Origin of the sequence: Pseudomonas lopnurensis, from assembly GCF_015070855.1 — a bacterium.
Taxonomy (GTDB): Bacteria; Pseudomonadota; Gammaproteobacteria; order Pseudomonadales; family Pseudomonadaceae; genus Stutzerimonas; species Stutzerimonas lopnurensis.
Genome location: NZ_JADDIX010000086.1, coordinates 21636 through 37498 on the forward strand (window position 1 = coordinate 21636; position 15863 = coordinate 37498).

General features: G+C 65.9%; 12 protein-coding genes and 1 pseudogene. 5 read left to right on the forward strand and 8 right to left on the reverse strand.

The features are described from left to right. Positions 1-162 precede the first annotated feature (162 nt). Together pncB and IN820_RS17840 are read right to left on the reverse strand one after the other, a co-directional pair. The gene (gene pncB / locus IN820_RS17835; RefSeq protein WP_193682267.1) at positions 163-1362 is read right to left on the reverse strand and encodes a nicotinate phosphoribosyltransferase; all 1200 of its coding nucleotides are present in this window, start codon (positions 1360-1362) and stop codon (positions 163-165) included. A 348-nt stretch (positions 1363-1710) separates the two neighbouring features. After that, positions 1711-1863 (reverse strand): annotated as a pseudogene (locus IN820_RS17840) (general stress protein); the annotation flags it as partial. Between the two features lie 678 nt (positions 1864-2541). Between IN820_RS17840 and IN820_RS17845 the strand changes: the two are divergent. Continuing rightward, positions 2542-2766 (forward strand): DUF2188 domain-containing protein, encoded by a 225-nt coding sequence (locus IN820_RS17845; RefSeq protein WP_193682268.1) that lies wholly within the window; start codon positions 2542-2544, stop codon positions 2764-2766. 178 nt (positions 2767-2944) lie between these two features. Here IN820_RS17845 and pyk read toward each other — a convergent pair whose 3' ends face one another. From pyk to gcl, 5 genes are all read right to left on the reverse strand, one after another. Then, on the reverse strand, positions 2945-4360 hold the full coding sequence (gene pyk / locus IN820_RS17850) for a pyruvate kinase (RefSeq protein WP_193682269.1): 1416 nt from the start codon (positions 4358-4360) through the stop codon (positions 2945-2947). Between the two features lie 21 nt (positions 4361-4381). Then, the gene (locus tag IN820_RS17855; protein WP_193682270.1) at positions 4382-5653 is read right to left on the reverse strand and encodes a glycerate kinase type-2 family protein; all 1272 of its coding nucleotides are present in this window, start codon (positions 5651-5653) and stop codon (positions 4382-4384) included. Between the two features lie 410 nt (positions 5654-6063). After that, positions 6064-6954 carry a 2-hydroxy-3-oxopropionate reductase gene (locus IN820_RS17860; RefSeq protein WP_193682271.1) on the reverse strand — a complete coding sequence of 297 codons (891 nt, stop codon included), beginning with the start codon at positions 6952-6954 and terminating at the stop codon, positions 6064-6066. A 31-nt stretch (positions 6955-6985) separates the two neighbouring features. Next, the gene (hyi, locus tag IN820_RS17865; protein WP_193682272.1) at positions 6986-7768 is read right to left on the reverse strand and encodes a hydroxypyruvate isomerase; all 783 of its coding nucleotides are present in this window, start codon (positions 7766-7768) and stop codon (positions 6986-6988) included. Positions 7769-7938: 170 nt separating this feature from the next. Then, entirely contained in the window at positions 7939-9720 is a 1782-nt protein-coding gene (gene gcl, locus IN820_RS17870; protein ID WP_193682273.1) for a glyoxylate carboligase, read from the reverse strand. Positions 9721-9977: 257 nt separating this feature from the next. On the opposite strand from gcl, the gene IN820_RS17875 reads away from it, so the two are divergent. From IN820_RS17875 to IN820_RS17885, 3 genes are all read left to right on the forward strand, one after another. Next, positions 9978-10886 carry a LysR family transcriptional regulator gene (locus IN820_RS17875; RefSeq protein ID WP_193682274.1) on the forward strand — a complete coding sequence of 303 codons (909 nt, stop codon included), beginning with the start codon at positions 9978-9980 and terminating at the stop codon, positions 10884-10886. Positions 10887-11206: 320 nt separating this feature from the next. Further along, a complete protein-coding gene (locus tag IN820_RS17880) occupies positions 11207-12016 on the forward strand; it encodes an exodeoxyribonuclease III (RefSeq protein WP_193682275.1) in 810 nt (269 codons plus the stop codon). A 105-nt stretch (positions 12017-12121) separates the two neighbouring features. Next, positions 12122-12574, forward strand: coding sequence for a PA2169 family four-helix-bundle protein (locus IN820_RS17885; protein WP_193682276.1), 453 nt, complete (start codon positions 12122-12124; stop codon positions 12572-12574). Between the two features lie 257 nt (positions 12575-12831). On the opposite strand, the gene IN820_RS17890 is transcribed toward IN820_RS17885, so the two are convergent. Next, positions 12832-13455, reverse strand: a complete 624-nt coding sequence (locus IN820_RS17890) for a TetR/AcrR family transcriptional regulator (RefSeq protein ID WP_193682277.1) — start codon at positions 13453-13455, stop codon at positions 12832-12834. A 236-nt stretch (positions 13456-13691) separates the two neighbouring features. Between IN820_RS17890 and IN820_RS17895 the strand changes: the two genes are divergently transcribed. After that, a complete protein-coding gene (locus IN820_RS17895) occupies positions 13692-15623 on the forward strand; it encodes a methyl-accepting chemotaxis protein (RefSeq protein WP_193682278.1) in 1932 nt (643 codons plus the stop codon). Positions 15624-15863: the final 240 nt, after the last annotated feature.

The following is a 15863-nucleotide window of genomic DNA, read 5'->3' on the forward strand; positions in this document are numbered from 1 at the left end:
CGACGAAGCCCAACATCATTCCGAGGCCAGGATGATTTCGTCGCGTCCAAACGGCCAATGGCGTGGCGACTGTGCGGCCCGGCTTCTCGCTCGTTGGGCTTCGCTGCGCTCAACCTCGGCGGCCCCCAGCCTACGTAAGGCCCGTGAGCCGTCGCGGCCGGCTCAGCCGTTCAGGCCGAAGACGTGCTTGAGATAACTGACGAAGGCTTCGTCGCGGCACATGGTCTTGCCCGGCGAATCGGAGATCTTCGCCACCGGCTGGCCGTTGCAGGCCGTCATCTTGATGACCATGTTGGTCGGCTCCACACCCGGGATGTCGCAGGTCAGGCCGGTGCCGATGCCGAAACTGGCGTTGCTGCGTCCCGCCAGGGCGCGGTGGATCGCCAGCGCCTTGGCGAAATCCAGGCCGTCGGAGAACACCAGTTGGCGCGTCATCGGATCGATGCCCAGGTGCCGGTAATGGGCGATGGCCTTCTCCGCCCATTCGATCGGATCGCCGGAGTCGTGGCGCAGGCCGTCGAAGAGCTTGGCGAAGAACAGGTCGAAATCGCGCAGGAAGGCGTCCATGGTGATGCAGTCGGTCAGTGCGATACCCAGCGCACCGCGGTATTCACGCACCCAGCAGTCCAGCGCGACGATCTGGCTGTCGATCAGCCGCGGGCCGAGCTGCTGGTGCGCCATGATCCACTCGTGGGCCATGGTGCCCATTGGCCTCACCCCCAGCGTGCGCGCCAGATGGACATTGCTGGTACCGACGAAGCGGCCGGGGAAGGCCTGCTGCAGTTGCGCGACGATCGTCTGCTGGACGGCGAAGGAGAAGCGCCGGCGGGTGCCGAAATCCGCCAGCGTGAAGGTGGCCAGTTCCTCGGCGCTGGCCTGCTCGCGCAACCAGGCGAATTTGTCTTCCAGCCGCTCGCGCGCCTGCGCCAGGGTGACCCGCGGATAGCGCGCGCGATTGCGCACCTCGCTGACGATCGCCAGCAGCGGCACCTCGAATAGAATCACATGCAGCCAGGGCCCGCGCAGATGGATCACCAGCTCGCCATCCTCGACCTCGACGCGCAGGTAGCGCAGGTCGAAGCGGAACAGCCCGAGGAAACGGATGAAATCCGGCTGCATATAGGGAATCCGTTCCAGGAAGGCCAGTTCCTCGGGCGCCATGTGCAGTTCGGCAAGCGCCTCGATCTGCTGGCGAATCTCGTGCAGGTAGGGCGCCAGGTTCTCGCCCGAGCGGCTGCGAAAGGCCCACTCCACCTCCGCATTGGGGTAGTGATGCAGCACCGCCTGCATCATGGTGAGCTTGTAGAAATCGGTGTCCAGCAGGCTCTGGACGATCCGTTCGGAAAACGCGCTGCTGCTCATCGACTGCTCCTGGGCTTCGGGGCGGGCTCATGATCATAGCGAGAAAGGGCGGGCGATGCGGGAACGGGGTACATGTGCTGCCGCTTGTCGTGTTTGTGCGACGCGCAGAGGGGGTGGGATTTATCCGGCTTGTGCTGTTCTTTCAACTTTCTTACGGCGCTCCTTATTGCTGGGGTGGCTCTGATCACATTGCGTATTATATTGTTTTGCTATCGATTTAATATTGGAGTGGCATGTTTTTAATTTCGCTTTAAATAAATAAAGGGTGCTTGGCGTTATTTCTGTTCTATGGAATGAAAAGAAGGGCGGAAACCGAAGTTTCTGCCCTTCTTCAAAAGCCGCCAGCGCTTAGCTGCTGCGGCCACCGCCGTGGCTGTTCTGACCGCCTTTGCGGCCGGCCTCGGAGGCCTTCTCACGGTCATTGGCGAAGTTGCCGCCGCTGTTGTGACCGCCCTTGCGGCCGGCCTCGGAAGCTTTCTCTCGATCGTTGGCGAAGTTGCCGGGGTTGTTATTTGCCATGTCTTTTTCTCCTCAATGGATAGAGACTTTCACAAGGGCTGAAAGAGAGAGGTCAATCAGCCTTCAATGTTTCAGAGGAGCGATGGCTGCAGGAGTTTCGCCAGAAGCGAAAGTGCAGACGAATGGTTTTCCCCATGCCAAGTAGGACTATGGCGTGATGAAATTACAGGCGAAACGGCTATGCCACCGAACCCACAACTTTCAGTTAAGCGATAATTGCGGCGAAAGCGCCATCAGGCGTTGAATGTCTGCTGACGCTGGGCCGGCAGACGCATCAGGTGGCCGACTTCATATATATGGGCTTTTTACCCTTCGGCCATCGCATCCAGCGCACTGGAGAGCCCGCCCGCGCGCCAGGCTCGCGCTTGACGCTGATGCGGTATTCGCTGCCGCTGCGGACAGCGGACAGCGGGCAGTAGTTGCTGGGAACGTCCACCCCAGGGAGGCGCAGGCCGGCTCTGCCTGGGCTTGTATCGATCAAGCGTTCCCGTCTGGCGTTGTCTTTAATCAAGATTCATACGAGGGCAGGGGGCGAAGCGATCCGGATCGGCCGTGGTTATCCGAACCATTGAGGGTTAAAGACAACCCCGCGCGAACCTGCGAACCTCGAGACAGGGTCGAGCCTCTTATAGAAGACCGCAACCACGCAGGGAGACTGCCATGGAAATCTATCACATCACCCACGAGGACGACCGCTGGGTGCTCCGCGAAGAGGGCGACAAGCGAGCGCTGATCGAGGCATCGACCCGGCAGGACATCCTCGACGAAACGCGCGACTACATGAAGCTGCGTACGGCCTCGGTGAAGGTCCATGGCGACGACGGGGGTATCGAGGAAGAGCACCTCTATCCGCAGGAGCAGGACCCGCTGGCAACCGGGGGGTGATGCCGCAGCCCAGGCGGCGGCTAGGCTACGCGCATCAGCAGGCAGACCGAGGCCGTCGCGGACCTGGCGCGAAGATCATGCGCGGCTCGGGCAACCGCCAAACTGGCCGAAGACGTCGAACAGGGCGCGTAGCGCAACGGAATCCGCAGGCGAACCGCAGGCCGGAGCCGGCCGGGCGTCAGTCGAGGATTTCGATGCGCAGCGAGTTGGTGGTGCCCGGCTGGCCGAGCGGCACCCCGGCGGTGACCAGCACGGTGTCGCCGCTGCCGGCCATGCCCTGGGCGCGGGCCAGTTCCAGCGCGTTGAGGCAGACCTGCTCCATGTCGCGCATGGGCGCGTCGATCACCGAATACACGCCCCAGGCCACGGTCAGCTTGCGCGCGGTGGCCGGGTTCGGCGTCAGGCTGAGGATCGGCGTCGCCGGACGCTCGCGCGAGGCGCGCAGGCTGGAACGTCCGGACTCGGTGTAGTTGACCAGCACCGCCACCGGCAGAATGCCGCAGATGCGGCGGATCGCGCAGCTGATGGCGTCCGGCAGTGTCGCTTCGGCGCTCGGCCGGTGCACGTCGAGCTGGGCCTGGTAGTCCGGGCCGCTTTCGACCTGGCGGATGATCTTGCTCATCATGCTGGCCGCTTCCAGCGGGTAGTCACCCGACGCCGTCTCGGCCGAAAGCATCACCGCGTCGGCGCCCTCGGCCACCGCGTGGGCGACGTCGGTGACTTCCGCGCGAGTCGGCGCCGGCGAGAAGCGCATGGATTCGAGCATCTGCGTGGCGACCACCACCGGCCGGCCGAGCTGGCGGCAGATGCGCACGATGTCCTTCTGGATGCGCGGCACGTTCTCGGCCGGCACCTCCACGCCCAGGTCGCCGCGCGCCACCATGATCGCGTCCGACAGCCGGGCGATCTCGCGCAGATGCTGCACCGCCGAGGGTTTCTCGATCTTGGCCATGAGGAAGGCACGGTCGCCGATCAGCGCACGCGCTTCGTGAATGTCCTGCGGGCGCTGGACGAACGACAGTGCCACCCAGTCGACCCCCAGTTCCAGGCCGAAGACCAGGTCGCGGCGGTCCTTGTCGGTCAGCGGGCTCAACTCCAGCACCGCCTCGGGCACGTTGACGCCCTTGCGGTCGGACAGCTCGCCGCCGGCGATCACCCGCGTCTCGATGGCGTCGTCCTGCTTGGCCAGCACCGTCAGGCGCAGCCGGCCGTCGTCGATCAGCAGGGTCATGCCCGGCTCCAGCGCGGCGATGATCTCCGGGTGCGGCAGCGTCACCCGCTGCTGGTCGCCCGGAGTCTCGTCCAGATCGAGGCGGAAACGCTGGCCGCGCTCCAGCTGCACCTTGCCCTTGGCGAAGCGGCCGACCCTGAGCTTGGGCCCCTGCAGGTCCATGAGGATGCCGATCGGCTGGTTCGCCTCGCGCTCCACCTCGCGGATCCAGGCATAGCGCTGGGCGTGGTCGGCGTGCTCGCCGTGGCTGAAGTTCAGGCGGAACAGGTTGACGCCGGCCTCCACCAGATCGCGGACATCGTCGATGCCGCGGGTGGCGGGGCCGAGGGTGGCGAGGATCTTGACCTTCTTGTCGGGTGTCATGGTGGGCTCGCAGGGGACGCTTCAGGCGTCCGGTGGCAGTATCAGGATGGCACGGAAATCGTTGACGTTGGTGCGCGTAGGGCCGGTGACGATCAGGCTGTCCAGCGCGGCGAAGTAGCCGTAGCCGTCGTTGTTCGCCAGGGCATCGGCGGCGCGCAGGCCCAGCGCCTCGGCGCGGGCGAAGCTGTCCGGGGTCATCAGCGCGCCGGCGTTGTCCTCCGAGCCGTCGATGCCGTCGGTGTCGCCGGCCAGGGCATATACGCCGGGCAGGCCCTGCAGGCTTTCGGTCAGGCTGAGCAGGAATTCGGCATTGCGTCCGCCGCGGCCGTTGCCGCGCACGGTCACCGTGGTTTCGCCGCCGGAAAGGATCACGCAGGGCGGGGCGATCGGCTGGCCGTGCAGCACGACCTGGCGGGCGATGCCGGCGTGGACCTTGGCCACTTCGCGGGCTTCGCCTTCCAGATCGCCGAGGATCAACGGCGTGACGCCAGCGGCGCGGGCCGCTGCGGCCGCCGCATCGAGCGACTGCTGCGGCGTCGCGATCAGTTGGAAATGGCTGCGCGCGAGCATCGGGTCGCCCGGTTTGAGCGTTTCCGAGCGCGGGTCCTGGAGCCAGGCGCGAACATTGGCCGGCACCTCGATGTGGTAACGCTCGAGTATCGCCAGCGCCTGCTCCGAGGTGGTCGGGTCCGCCACCGTCGGGCCGGAGGCGATCACCGTCGCCTCGTCGCCGGGCACGTCGGAAATCGCGTAGGTATGGACAGTGGCCGGCCAGCAGGCCCTGGCCAGGCGGCCGCCCTTGATCGCCGAGAGGTGCTTGCGTACGCAGTTCATCTCGCCGATGTGCGCGCCGGAGCGCAGCAGCGCCTTGTTGATCGCCTGCTTGTCGGCCAGGCTGATGCCCTCGGCCGGCAGCGCCAGCAGCGAGGAGCCACCGCCGGAGAGCAGGAAGATGACCCGGTCGTCCTCGCTGAGGTCGCTCACCAGCTCCAGCACGCGGCGGGCGACGCGCTCGCCGGCATCGTCGGGCACCGGGTGCGCCGCTTCCACCACCTCGATCCGGCGGCAGTCGGCGTGGTGTTCGTAGCGGGTCACCACCAGGCCGGATAGCTCGCCTTCCCAGACCTTCTCGATGGCTTCGGCCATCGCCGCGGCAGCCTTGCCGGCACCGATGACGATGGCCCGGCCGCTGCGATCGGCCGGCAGGTAGTCGGCCAGCGACTGGCGTGGATGGGCGGCGTCGATGGCGGTGGCGAACAGCTCGCGCAGCAGGGCTTGGGGATCGGGGATCATCGGGTGCTCCTTCTTTTATCTATCGGTTACACCGATCACTTTCGGCAATATTTATCGGTGGAGGCCGATTCCAGCCCTTAATGCTCGATGGCGCAAGCATTAAGGATTGGAATCGATCCTGCCCGGCAGTCGGGCCGTGACTCCTTCTGCCGGGCGGACCGAAAGGGTGCCGCCCGAAGGCGGCGGATGAGCGGGCTGCCGCACGGGGCCACCTGCGTCGTGGGGGAGACGTGATTCCGAGCATCCCCGCACGGCAACCCGCTCAACACTGGGTGCCGAGCGCAGCGCCACCCACCCATCGCTGTCTGCATCCGACGATGGGTAGCGCAGGCCCGACTCGACTCGACGTCCCTGGTGGGGCCCTGAGGCGTCAGGGCGTGCCGGCGCGCTCCCTGCGCCAGCCCGGGTGCTCACTCGTCGCGGATCGAGAAATTGGCCATGTGCTCCAGGCCCTTGATCAGCGCCGAGTGGTCCCAGCCGCTGCCGCCGATCGCGGCGCAGGTGCTCAATACCTGCTGGGCGTTGGCGGTGTTGGGCAGGTTCAGGCCCAGTTCGCGCGCGCCGTTCAGCGCCAGGTTGAGGTCCTTCTGGTGCAGGGCGATGCGGAAGCCCGGATCGAAGGTGCCCTTGATCATCCGCTCGCCGTGCACCTCGAGGATCTTCGAGCCGGCGAAGCCGCCCATCAGCGCCTCGCGCACCCGGGCCGGGTCGGCGCCGTTCTTCGCGGCGAACAGCAGCGCCTCGGCCACCGCCTGGATGTTCAGCGCGACGATGATCTGATTGGCCACCTTGGCGGTCTGCCCGTCGCCGTTCTCGCCGACGCGGGTGATGTTCTTGCCCATCGCCTGGAACAGCGGCAGGGCGCGCTCGAAGGCGGCCTCGCTGCCGCCGACCATGATCGACAGGGTGGCCGCCTTGGCACCCACTTCGCCGCCGGATACCGGGGCGTCGAGGTAGTCGGCGCCGGTCGCCTTGATTTTCTCGGCGAACTGCTTGGTGGCGCTGGGCGAGATCGAGCTCATGTCGATCACCAGCTTGTTCGGGCCGACGCCCTCGGCGATGCCGCTCTCGCGGAACAGCACGTCCTCGACATGAGGAGTGTCCGGCACCATGACGATGATGAACTCGGCCTCCTGGGCGACTTCCTTCGGGTTGGCCAGGGCGACGGCGCCGGCCTCGACCAGGGCGGCCGGTGCCGCGTCGTGGTGGGTGGAGACGAAGAGGCTGTGGCCAGCCTTCTGCAGGTTCTGGGCCATGGGCAGGCCCATGATACCGGTGCCGATGAATCCGATTTTAGCCATGAGTGTTTTCCTCCGTATTCGGTCTGCTTGTTCAGATGGCGTTGTGCGCTTTCATCCAGCCTAGGCCAGCCGCGGTGGTGGTGGCCGGCTTGTACTCGCAGCCGACCCAGCCCTGATAGCCGATGCGGTCCAGATGTGCGAAGAGGAAGCGGTAGTTGATCTCGCCGGTGCCCGGCTCGTTGCGGCCCGGATTGTCGGCCAGTTGCACGTGGTTGATCACCGCCAGGTTGCCTTCCAGGGTCCGCGCCAGGTCACCTTCCATGATCTGCATGTGGTAGATGTCGTACTGCAGGAACAGGTTGGGGTGGCCGACCTTCTCGCGGATCGCCAGCGCCTGCGCGGTGGTGTTCAGGTAGAAGCGCGGGATGTCGCGGGTGTTGATCATCTCCATCACCAGGCGGATGCCGGCGGCCTGGAGCTTCTCGGCGGCGTAGCGCAGGTTCTCGACGAAGGTGCGCTCGAACGCGGCCTCGTCCGCCCCTTGCGGCTTGATGCCGGCCAGGCAGTTGACCTGGGTATTGCCCAGTACCTTGGCGTAGGCGATGGCCTGGTCGACGCCGGCGCGGAACTCCTCGACCCGCTCGGGGAAGATGGCGATGCCGCGATCACCGCCCGCCCAGTCGCCGGCCGGCAGGTTGAACAGCACCTGGGTCAGGCCGTTGGCGTCCAGGCGGGCCTTGATCCCTTCGGCCGGGTAATCGTAGGGAAACAGGTACTCGACGCCGGTGAAGCCGGCCTGGGCGGCGGCGGCGAAGCGGTCCATGAAGTCCTGCTCGGTGAACAGCATCGACAGGTTGGCGGCAAAGCGGGGCATGGGTTTCTCCTTTGTCTGTAGGGACAATTCGGTGTTGCGTTGCGGTGGTGCGACGACCACCCTCGGTGCTGCCAGCGGTGGATATGCTTCGCGATATCCACCCTACGGGGCCGAGGTGGTCCTGCCCGTAGGGTGGAAGACCGCGAAGCGTCTTCCACGCGTGTGGTTAATCAGTCCAGCAATCCAACCGCGGTCGGGGCATCTTCGCGGCCGCTGGCCAGTGCTTCGAACTCGTTGATGGCGTCGATCTCGGTGCCCATGGCGATGTTGGTCACCCGCTCGAGGATCACCTCGATCACCACCGGCACCTGGTGCTCGGCCATCCAGGCCTCGGCCTGTTCGATGGCCGGGCGCAGCTCCTCCTGGCGGAACACGCGGATGGCCTTGCAGCCCAGGCCCTCGACCACCGCGACGTGATCGACGCCGTAGCTTTCCATGCCGCTCTGGTCGGCATTGATGTTCTCGAAGCCCAGCTGCACGCAGTAGTCCATGTCGAAGCCGCGCTGCGCCTGGCGGATCAGCCCGAGGTAGGCGTTGTTCACCAGGATGTGGATGTACGGCAGCTTGAACTGCGCGCCCACCGCCAGCTCCTCGACCATGAACTGGAAATCATAGTCGCCCGACAGCGCCACCACCTTGCGCGCAGGGTCCGCGGCGCGTACGCCGAGGGCCGCCGGGATGGTCCAGCCGAGCGGGCCGGCCTGGCCGCAGTTGATCCAGTGGCGCGGCTTGTAGACGTGCAGGAACTGCGCGGCGGCGATCTGCGAAAGGCCGATGGTGCTGACGTAGCAGGCGTCCTTGCCGAAGGCGTTGTTCATGCACTGGTAGACGCGCTGCGGCTTCATCGGCACCGTGTCGAAGTGGGTCTTGCGCAGCAGGGTGCCCTTGCGTTCCTGGCAGTCGGCGGCCCAGGCGCGACGATCCGGCAGGCGGCCCTCGGCCTTGCGCGCCTTGGCGACCGCGACGAACAGTTCCAGCGCGGCGCCGGCGTCGGAAACGATGCCGTAGTCGGGGGCGAACACACGGCCGATCTGGGTCGGCTCGATGTCGACGTGGACGAAGGTGCGGCCCTTGGTATAGACCTCCACCGAACCGGTGTGGCGGTTGGCCCAGCGGTTGCCGATGCCGAGCACGAAGTCCGAGGCCAGCATCGTGGCGTTGCCGTAGCGGTGGCTGGTCTGCAGGCCGCACATGCCGGCCATCAGCGGATGGTCGTCGGGAATCGTGCCCCAGCCCATCAGCGTCGGGATCACCGGTACGCCGACGGTCTCGGCGAATTCCACCAGCAGCGCTTCGGCTGCGGCGTTGTAGATGCCACCACCGGCGACGATCAACGGACGCTCGGCGGCGCAGAGCATGTCGATGGCCTTTTCGATCTGCGCGCGGCTGGCGCGCGGCTTGTACACCGCCAGCGGCTCGTAGGTCTCGACGTCGAACTCGATCTCGCCCATCTGCACGTCGAACGGCAGGTCGATCAATACCGGGCCGGGACGGCCGGAGCGCATCAGGTGGAAGGCCTGCTGGAACACCCGCGGCACCAGCGCCGGCTCGCGCACGGTGACCGCCCACTTGGTCACCGGCTTGGCGATGGATTCGATGTCCACGGCCTGGAAGTCTTCCTTGTGCAGCTTGGCGCGCGGCGCCTGGCCGGTGATGCAGAGAATCGGGATGGAGTCGGCCGAGGCCGAATAGAGGCCGGTGATCATGTCGGTGCCGGCAGGTCCCGAGGTGCCGATGCACACGCCGATGTTGCCCGGCTTGGCGCGTGTGTAGCCCTCGGCCATGTGCGAGGCGCCCTCGACGTGGCGGGCGAGGATGTGGCGGATGCCACCATCGGCACGCAGGGCCGAATACAGTGGGTTGATCGCCGCGCCGGGAATACCGAAGGCGGTGTCGATGCCTTCCTTGCGCATTACCGCGACTGCGGCATCGATTGCTCTCATGCGGGCCATTGGTCGTTTCCTCCTGACTCTTAGATCTGTTCACGATCTGCTGCGCGTCGGCCCTGCTGCGTTAAAACCAGGTTCGAAATGCTCGTTTGCACCAGCAAACTCCGCTTCCTCGCCTGCTTTTGCCTTGCAGGTCTCTAGCTCGCAAGATCGTGGCTGGTTCTTATTCGATAGTTCTTCTACCTGGCTCAAGCATGCCGGCCTGGATTCGCAGGCGGAATTGGTCGAGACTTCAGTTCTGTCGATATCAGGAGTATCGAATGGATCGCTATACGACCCTGCGCAGCTTCGTGCTGGTCGCCGACTGCGGCAGCTTCGCCGCCGCCGCGCACAAGGAAAACGTGACCCCGGTGGTGATGGGCCGGCGCCTGGACGCGCTGGAGCGCCACCTGGGCGTCAAGCTGATGCACCGCTCCACCCGCGGGCTGTCATTGACCGACCTGGGCGAGCAATATCTGGAACGGGCCCGCGCGCTGCTCAAGGAGTTCGACGAGGTGGACGCCAGCATCAGCCACGACCGCACCTCCGTGCGCGGCCACCTGGTGGTGTCGGCCCCGGCGGCGTTCGGCCGCCGGCATATCGGCCCGCACGCGCCGGCATTCCAGGCACGCTATCCGGACCTGCAGCTGTCGTTCAACTTCACCGACAGCGTGGTCGACCTGGTGCGCCACGGCTATGACATGGGCATCCGCATCGGCGAGGTCACCGATCCCAACTACGTGGCGCTCAAGCTGTTCCCCAACCGCCGGGTGGTCTGCGGCGCGCCGGAATACTTCGCCGCCCACGGCACACCGCAGACGCTGGAGGAACTGGCGCGGCACAATTGCCTGGCGTTCAACCTGCAGGGCGGCCAGCAGCGCGGCTGGACCTTCCTGCGCGACGGCCGCCAGGTGGCGGTGCGGGTGGCCGGGAACCTCGACTGCAACGACGGCGAGCTGCTGTTCGACTGGGTCAAGCAGGGCCTGGGCATCGGTTGGCGCTCGACCTGGGAAATCCAGGCCGAACTCAAGCGCGGCGAACTGGTGACGGTGCTCGACGAGTACGCCCTGCCGGCCTACGACATCCAGGCGGTCTATCCGCAGCAACGCTACCTGCCGGCGAAGGTGCGCTTCTTCATCGACTACCTGAAGGCCATCTACAACGCGCCGGGGTACTGGGAGGTGCGTTGAGAACCTGAACCGGCTCTGAGCCGAACCAGGCCGCGTGGTTGCTGGTCGTAGGGTGGATGTCGCGCAGCACATCCACGCGCGGTGGCTATCGAAAACGCGCAGCGAGGTTGGGTGGGGGCGCCTAGCCTGAGCGCAGCGAAGCCCAACAGGCGAACGTTTCAGGCCATTACCCCAAGTGAAGTGTTGGATGGGCCCGTCGAGGTTGAGCACAGCACGATGTTGGGCCTCGCTGCTACGCACCTCGACCCAACGTCGGTGCGGGGCGAACTGCCGCGTGGGCTTGCTAGTCTCAACTGGGCCGGTAACCGTCAGGAGCGCCCGTGGACACGCTGAAAATCGCCACCTTCAACATCAACGGCATCCGTGCGCGCCTGCCGAACCTGCTCGAATGGCTGGCGCGCGAGGCGCCCGACGTGGTCTGCCTGCAGGAGCTGAAGGCGCCGGATGCCAGCTTCCCCATCGACGCCATCCGTGGCGCCGGCTACGGCGCGATCTGGCACGGACAGAAGTCCTGGAACGGCGTGGCGATCCTGGCCCGCGGCGGCGATCCGCTGGAAATCCGCCGCGGCCTGCCCGGCGACCCCGACGACAGCCACAGCCGCTACCTGGAGGCGGCGGTCCATGGCATCGTCATCGCCAGCCTCTACCTGCCCAATGGCAACCCGCAGCCGGGGCCGAAGTTCGACTACAAGCTGGCCTGGTTCGAACGGCTGATCGCGCATGCCCGCGGCCTGCTCGACAGCGGCCATCCGGTGGTGCTGGCCGGCGACTACAACGTGGTGCCCACCGACGAGGACATCTACAACCCGCGCTCCTGGCTGAAGGATGCGCTGCTGCAGCCGGAAAGCCGCGACTGCTACCGGCGCCTGCTCGCCCAGGGCTGGACCGATGCGTTGCGCGCGCGCTATCCGGATGAGCGCATCTACACCTTCTGGGACTATTTCCGCCAGCACTGGCAGAAGAATTCCGGCCTGCGTATCGACCACCTGCTGCTCAGCCCCGACCTGGCGCCTCGCCTGCGTGACGCGGGGGTCGATCGCTGGGCGCGCGATCGCGAGCATGCCAGCGACCATGCCCCGACCTGGATCGAGCTGGCGGCGCAGCAGGCTCCCGCGAAGCGGCACCGGTAGACCTCCGGGCGGTTGGGCTGAACCTTTGTTCTGGCCAGAGAGTCGATTTTTAGAAGCAGGCCGCGATCATTCCGGCCATTTCAGACGATCCCGCAGGAGAGAGAAATGGACACGAAAGATACGATTTCCGTACTGAACGACCTGATCGAAACCAGCAAGGATGGCGAGAAGGGCTTCATGGAGTGCGCTGACGATCTGCGCGATCCACAGCTCAAGAGCACCATGACCCAGCGCGCCCGCGACTGTGCCACCGCCGCGGCGGAGCTGCAGCAACTGGTCCGCTCGATGGGCGGCGACCCGGAAACCAGCACCAGCGTGGCTGCCGACATGCATCGGCGCTGGGTCGACCTCAAGTCGATGATCACCGGCAAGGACGACGAGGCGATTCTCAACGAGTGCGAGCGTGGCGAGGATGTGGCAATGAAGAGCTACCGCAAGGCGCTGGAGAAGGACCTTCCGGCCGAGGTGCGTATCGTCGTCGAGCGCCAGTACCAGGGCGTGCAACGCAACCACGATCAGGTCAAGGCCCTGCGTGACGCAGCGCGGGCTCATGGCTGAGGGTTTGCCGGACGTCGGTTGAAAGAACGCCAGCGCATGCTGGCGTTCTTCGTTATCGCCTGCAGTATTTCGCGGTGATTGCAGACCGTAGGGCGGGTTGCAACCCGCCGAACCGGACCAGAGGCCAGCTCCATATCGACGGGTTACATCCACCCTATGGCTGGCGATGAAGCGCCGATTGCCAGCAAGGCTAGGCGCCCCCCTGCTCCTACAAAAAGCGTGCGGGGAATGCCTGGTACAGGAATCGTGGACGCCGCTCAGTCCGCAGCGGCCGGCTCGTCGATTTCACAGCCCTTGAGCACCAGGCGGATGATGGTTTCGGCGGCGGCTTCGTAGTCGTCGTCGCTCAGGCTCGCCTTGCCGGTGACGGTGGAAATCTGCCAGTCGAAGTCGGCGTAGGTCTGGGTCGCCGCCCAGATGCTGAACATCAGGTGGCTGGGGTCGATGTCGGCGATCAGGCCCTGATCGACCCAGCGCTGGATGCAGGCGATGTTGTGCGCGGCCTGGGCGTTGAGCTGCGCGGTGCGTTCGCAGGACAGGTGCGGCGCGCCGTGCATGATCTCGCTGGCGAACACTTTCGAGGCGTTGGCGTGATCGCGGGAGATGCGGATCTTGGTGCGGATGTAGGCGCGCAGCACGTCGGCGGGATGGCCGGGCTGGTTGAACGGCGCCGAGGCTTCGAGCAGCGGCTCGACGATGCTCTCGAGCACCTCCCGGTAGAGATTTTCCTTGGACTTGAAGTAGTAGTAGACGTTGGGCTTGGGCAGCCCGGCGCGAACGGCGATGTCGCTGGTCTTGGTCGCGGCGAAGCCCTTCTCGGCGAACTCCTCGCTGGCGGCGCGCAGGATCAAGTCTTTGTTGCGCTCTCGGATACTGGACATTCGCACCTGTTCGTCTGCTGCCGCCCGGCCAGGCGGTGTTCGCGGCATGCTAGCACCCGTTTCTCGCGCCCCTCAAGACGCGTCCCGCCGACCGTATGTCGCCACGGCTACGGCCTGCGGCGGTTTTCGCCGGACGGCCATAAAGTTCCCTTCGGCAATGCCGCTAAATGATCCATGTCAATTATATTTGTGTACATTTGACTTTTTGTTTGTGTGCAAAGTGCCGAGGATTTTCCATGCCGTTTTTCAAGCGCAGCATTCAATGGCAGTTGGTCGTCAGCATGGGCGCCGCCCTGCTGGCCAGCCTGCTGATCGTGATCCTGGTCTACGCCTCGGCGGTCAATAGGCTGGCCGAGCGTTACCTGATCGGCGAAGCATTGCCGGCGAACGTCACCGCCATCCGCAACGACATCGAGCGCACGCTGGCCGACCCGATCACCGCAACGGCGGGGATCGCCGGCAACACGCTGGTGCACGACTGGCTGGCCGGTGGCGAGGACGCGGGCCAGGGCGAGGCCATCGGCCGTTATCTGCAGGGTGTGAAGGCGCAGCAGAATGCGCTCACCACCTCGATCGCAGTGCTCGAAAGCGGCAACTACTACTCCGAAACCGGTCTGAGTCGCACGCTGTCGCGCGCAGTAGCCGGCGACGCCTGGTTCTACGGGCTGCTCGACGGCGGCATCGAACGGCGCTTCGAGATCGATATCGACAAGACGACCCGCCAGCCGACGCTGTTCATCAACCAGCGCATCAGCGCCAATGGCCGCACTCTCGGCGTCGCCGGGCTGGGCTATAGCCTGAGCAGCATGTCCGAACGGGTGGCCAATTTCCGTTTCGGCGAGCGCGGCGAGGTCTATCTCGTCGGCACCGATGGCCGGGTCAAGGTGCATCCGGACGACCAGAACAACGACCGCACGGCGCTGGCCAGCCTGACCGGCGACGCGGCGGCCCGCGAACTGCAGGCGGGCACCGGCGAGGTGGTGCGTTTCGAGCGTGACGGCGAGGCCTTCCTGGCCATGGCGCAGCCGCTGGAAGGGCTCGGCTGGTGGCTGGTCAGCGAGGTGCCCGAGGCGGAAATCTTCGGCGAAGCCCGGCGTACGTTGTGGACCACCAGCCTGATCGGCGTGGCCATTGGTCTGGCGTTCCTCGGCGTGATCGTGCTGCTCGCCCGTGGCCTGGTGCGGCCGATCCGTCAGGTAACCGCTGCGCTGGTGGACATCGGTGGCGGTGGCGGCGACCTCACGCGTCGCCTCGACGAGAGCCGCGCCGACGAGCTGGGCGACCTGGCCCGGGGTTTCAACCGCTTCCTCGGCAGCCTGCGCGGCCTGATCGGCGACGTGCTCACCACCAGCGAACGGCTGCGCAGCGCCGTCGGCCAGGTTGCCCTGGTGGTCGACAACACCGCCGGCCGCGCCGCCCGCCAGCACGAGATGACCGATAGGGTGGCCACCGCGGTGCATGAGATGGGCCTGACCGTACAGGAGATCGCGCATAACGCCAGCAACGCCGCGCGGGCCTCGCAGGGCGCGCGCAACGAGGCGCTGCAGGCGCGCCAGGTGATCGACGAGTCGATCGGCCATATCGAACGGATGTCCGGCGAGATCGGCCAGGCCGCCGCTGCGGTGACCGAGCTGGCGCAGCAAGTGGCGTCGATCGACCAGGTGCTGGCGGTGATCCGCAGCATCTCCGAGCAGACCAACCTGCTGGCGCTCAATGCCGCCATCGAGGCTGCCAGGGCCGGCGAGATGGGCCGTGGCTTCGCCGTGGTGGCCGATGAGGTGCGCACCCTGGCCAGCCGCACCCAGGCCTCGACGGATGAGATCCAGCAGATGATCCTGCGCCTCAAGAGCGGCGCGGAGAATGCGGTCGCCTCGATGCATGCCGGTCAGGCGGCCACCGGTACCGGCGTGCAGGCCAGCCAGCGCACCGGCCAATCGCTTGGCGCCATTACCGAGCAGGTCGAGACCATCAGCGATATGAACACTCAGGTCGCGGCGGCCACCGAGGAGCAGGCCAGCGTCACCGAGGAAATCACCCAGAACGTGCAGGGCATCGCCGACCTGGCCCAGGCCACCGCGGTGGACGTGCAGAACTGCCGGGCCGACTGCCAGGCGCTGTCGCGGCTGGCTGACGACCTGAGCCGGCAGATGGGCAGTTTTCGACTCTAAGGAAGCGGCCATCGATGTCGAGGCATTGGTGGCCGTATCTCACGGATGCGGAGCAGGCTCCGCTCCGAGTACTGAGGGCGATGGGAGCGCTTTTGCTGACATTCTGCCTGAAGCATCGCCAGCAAGCCGGCTCATCAAAGATAAAAACGCTTTGTTTTACTGGATAAATTACAGAGCCATCGGCAGCCCGGTGAAGCCCTGGGAACTTGTAGGAGCCCGCTTGCGGGCGATCCGCCGCAA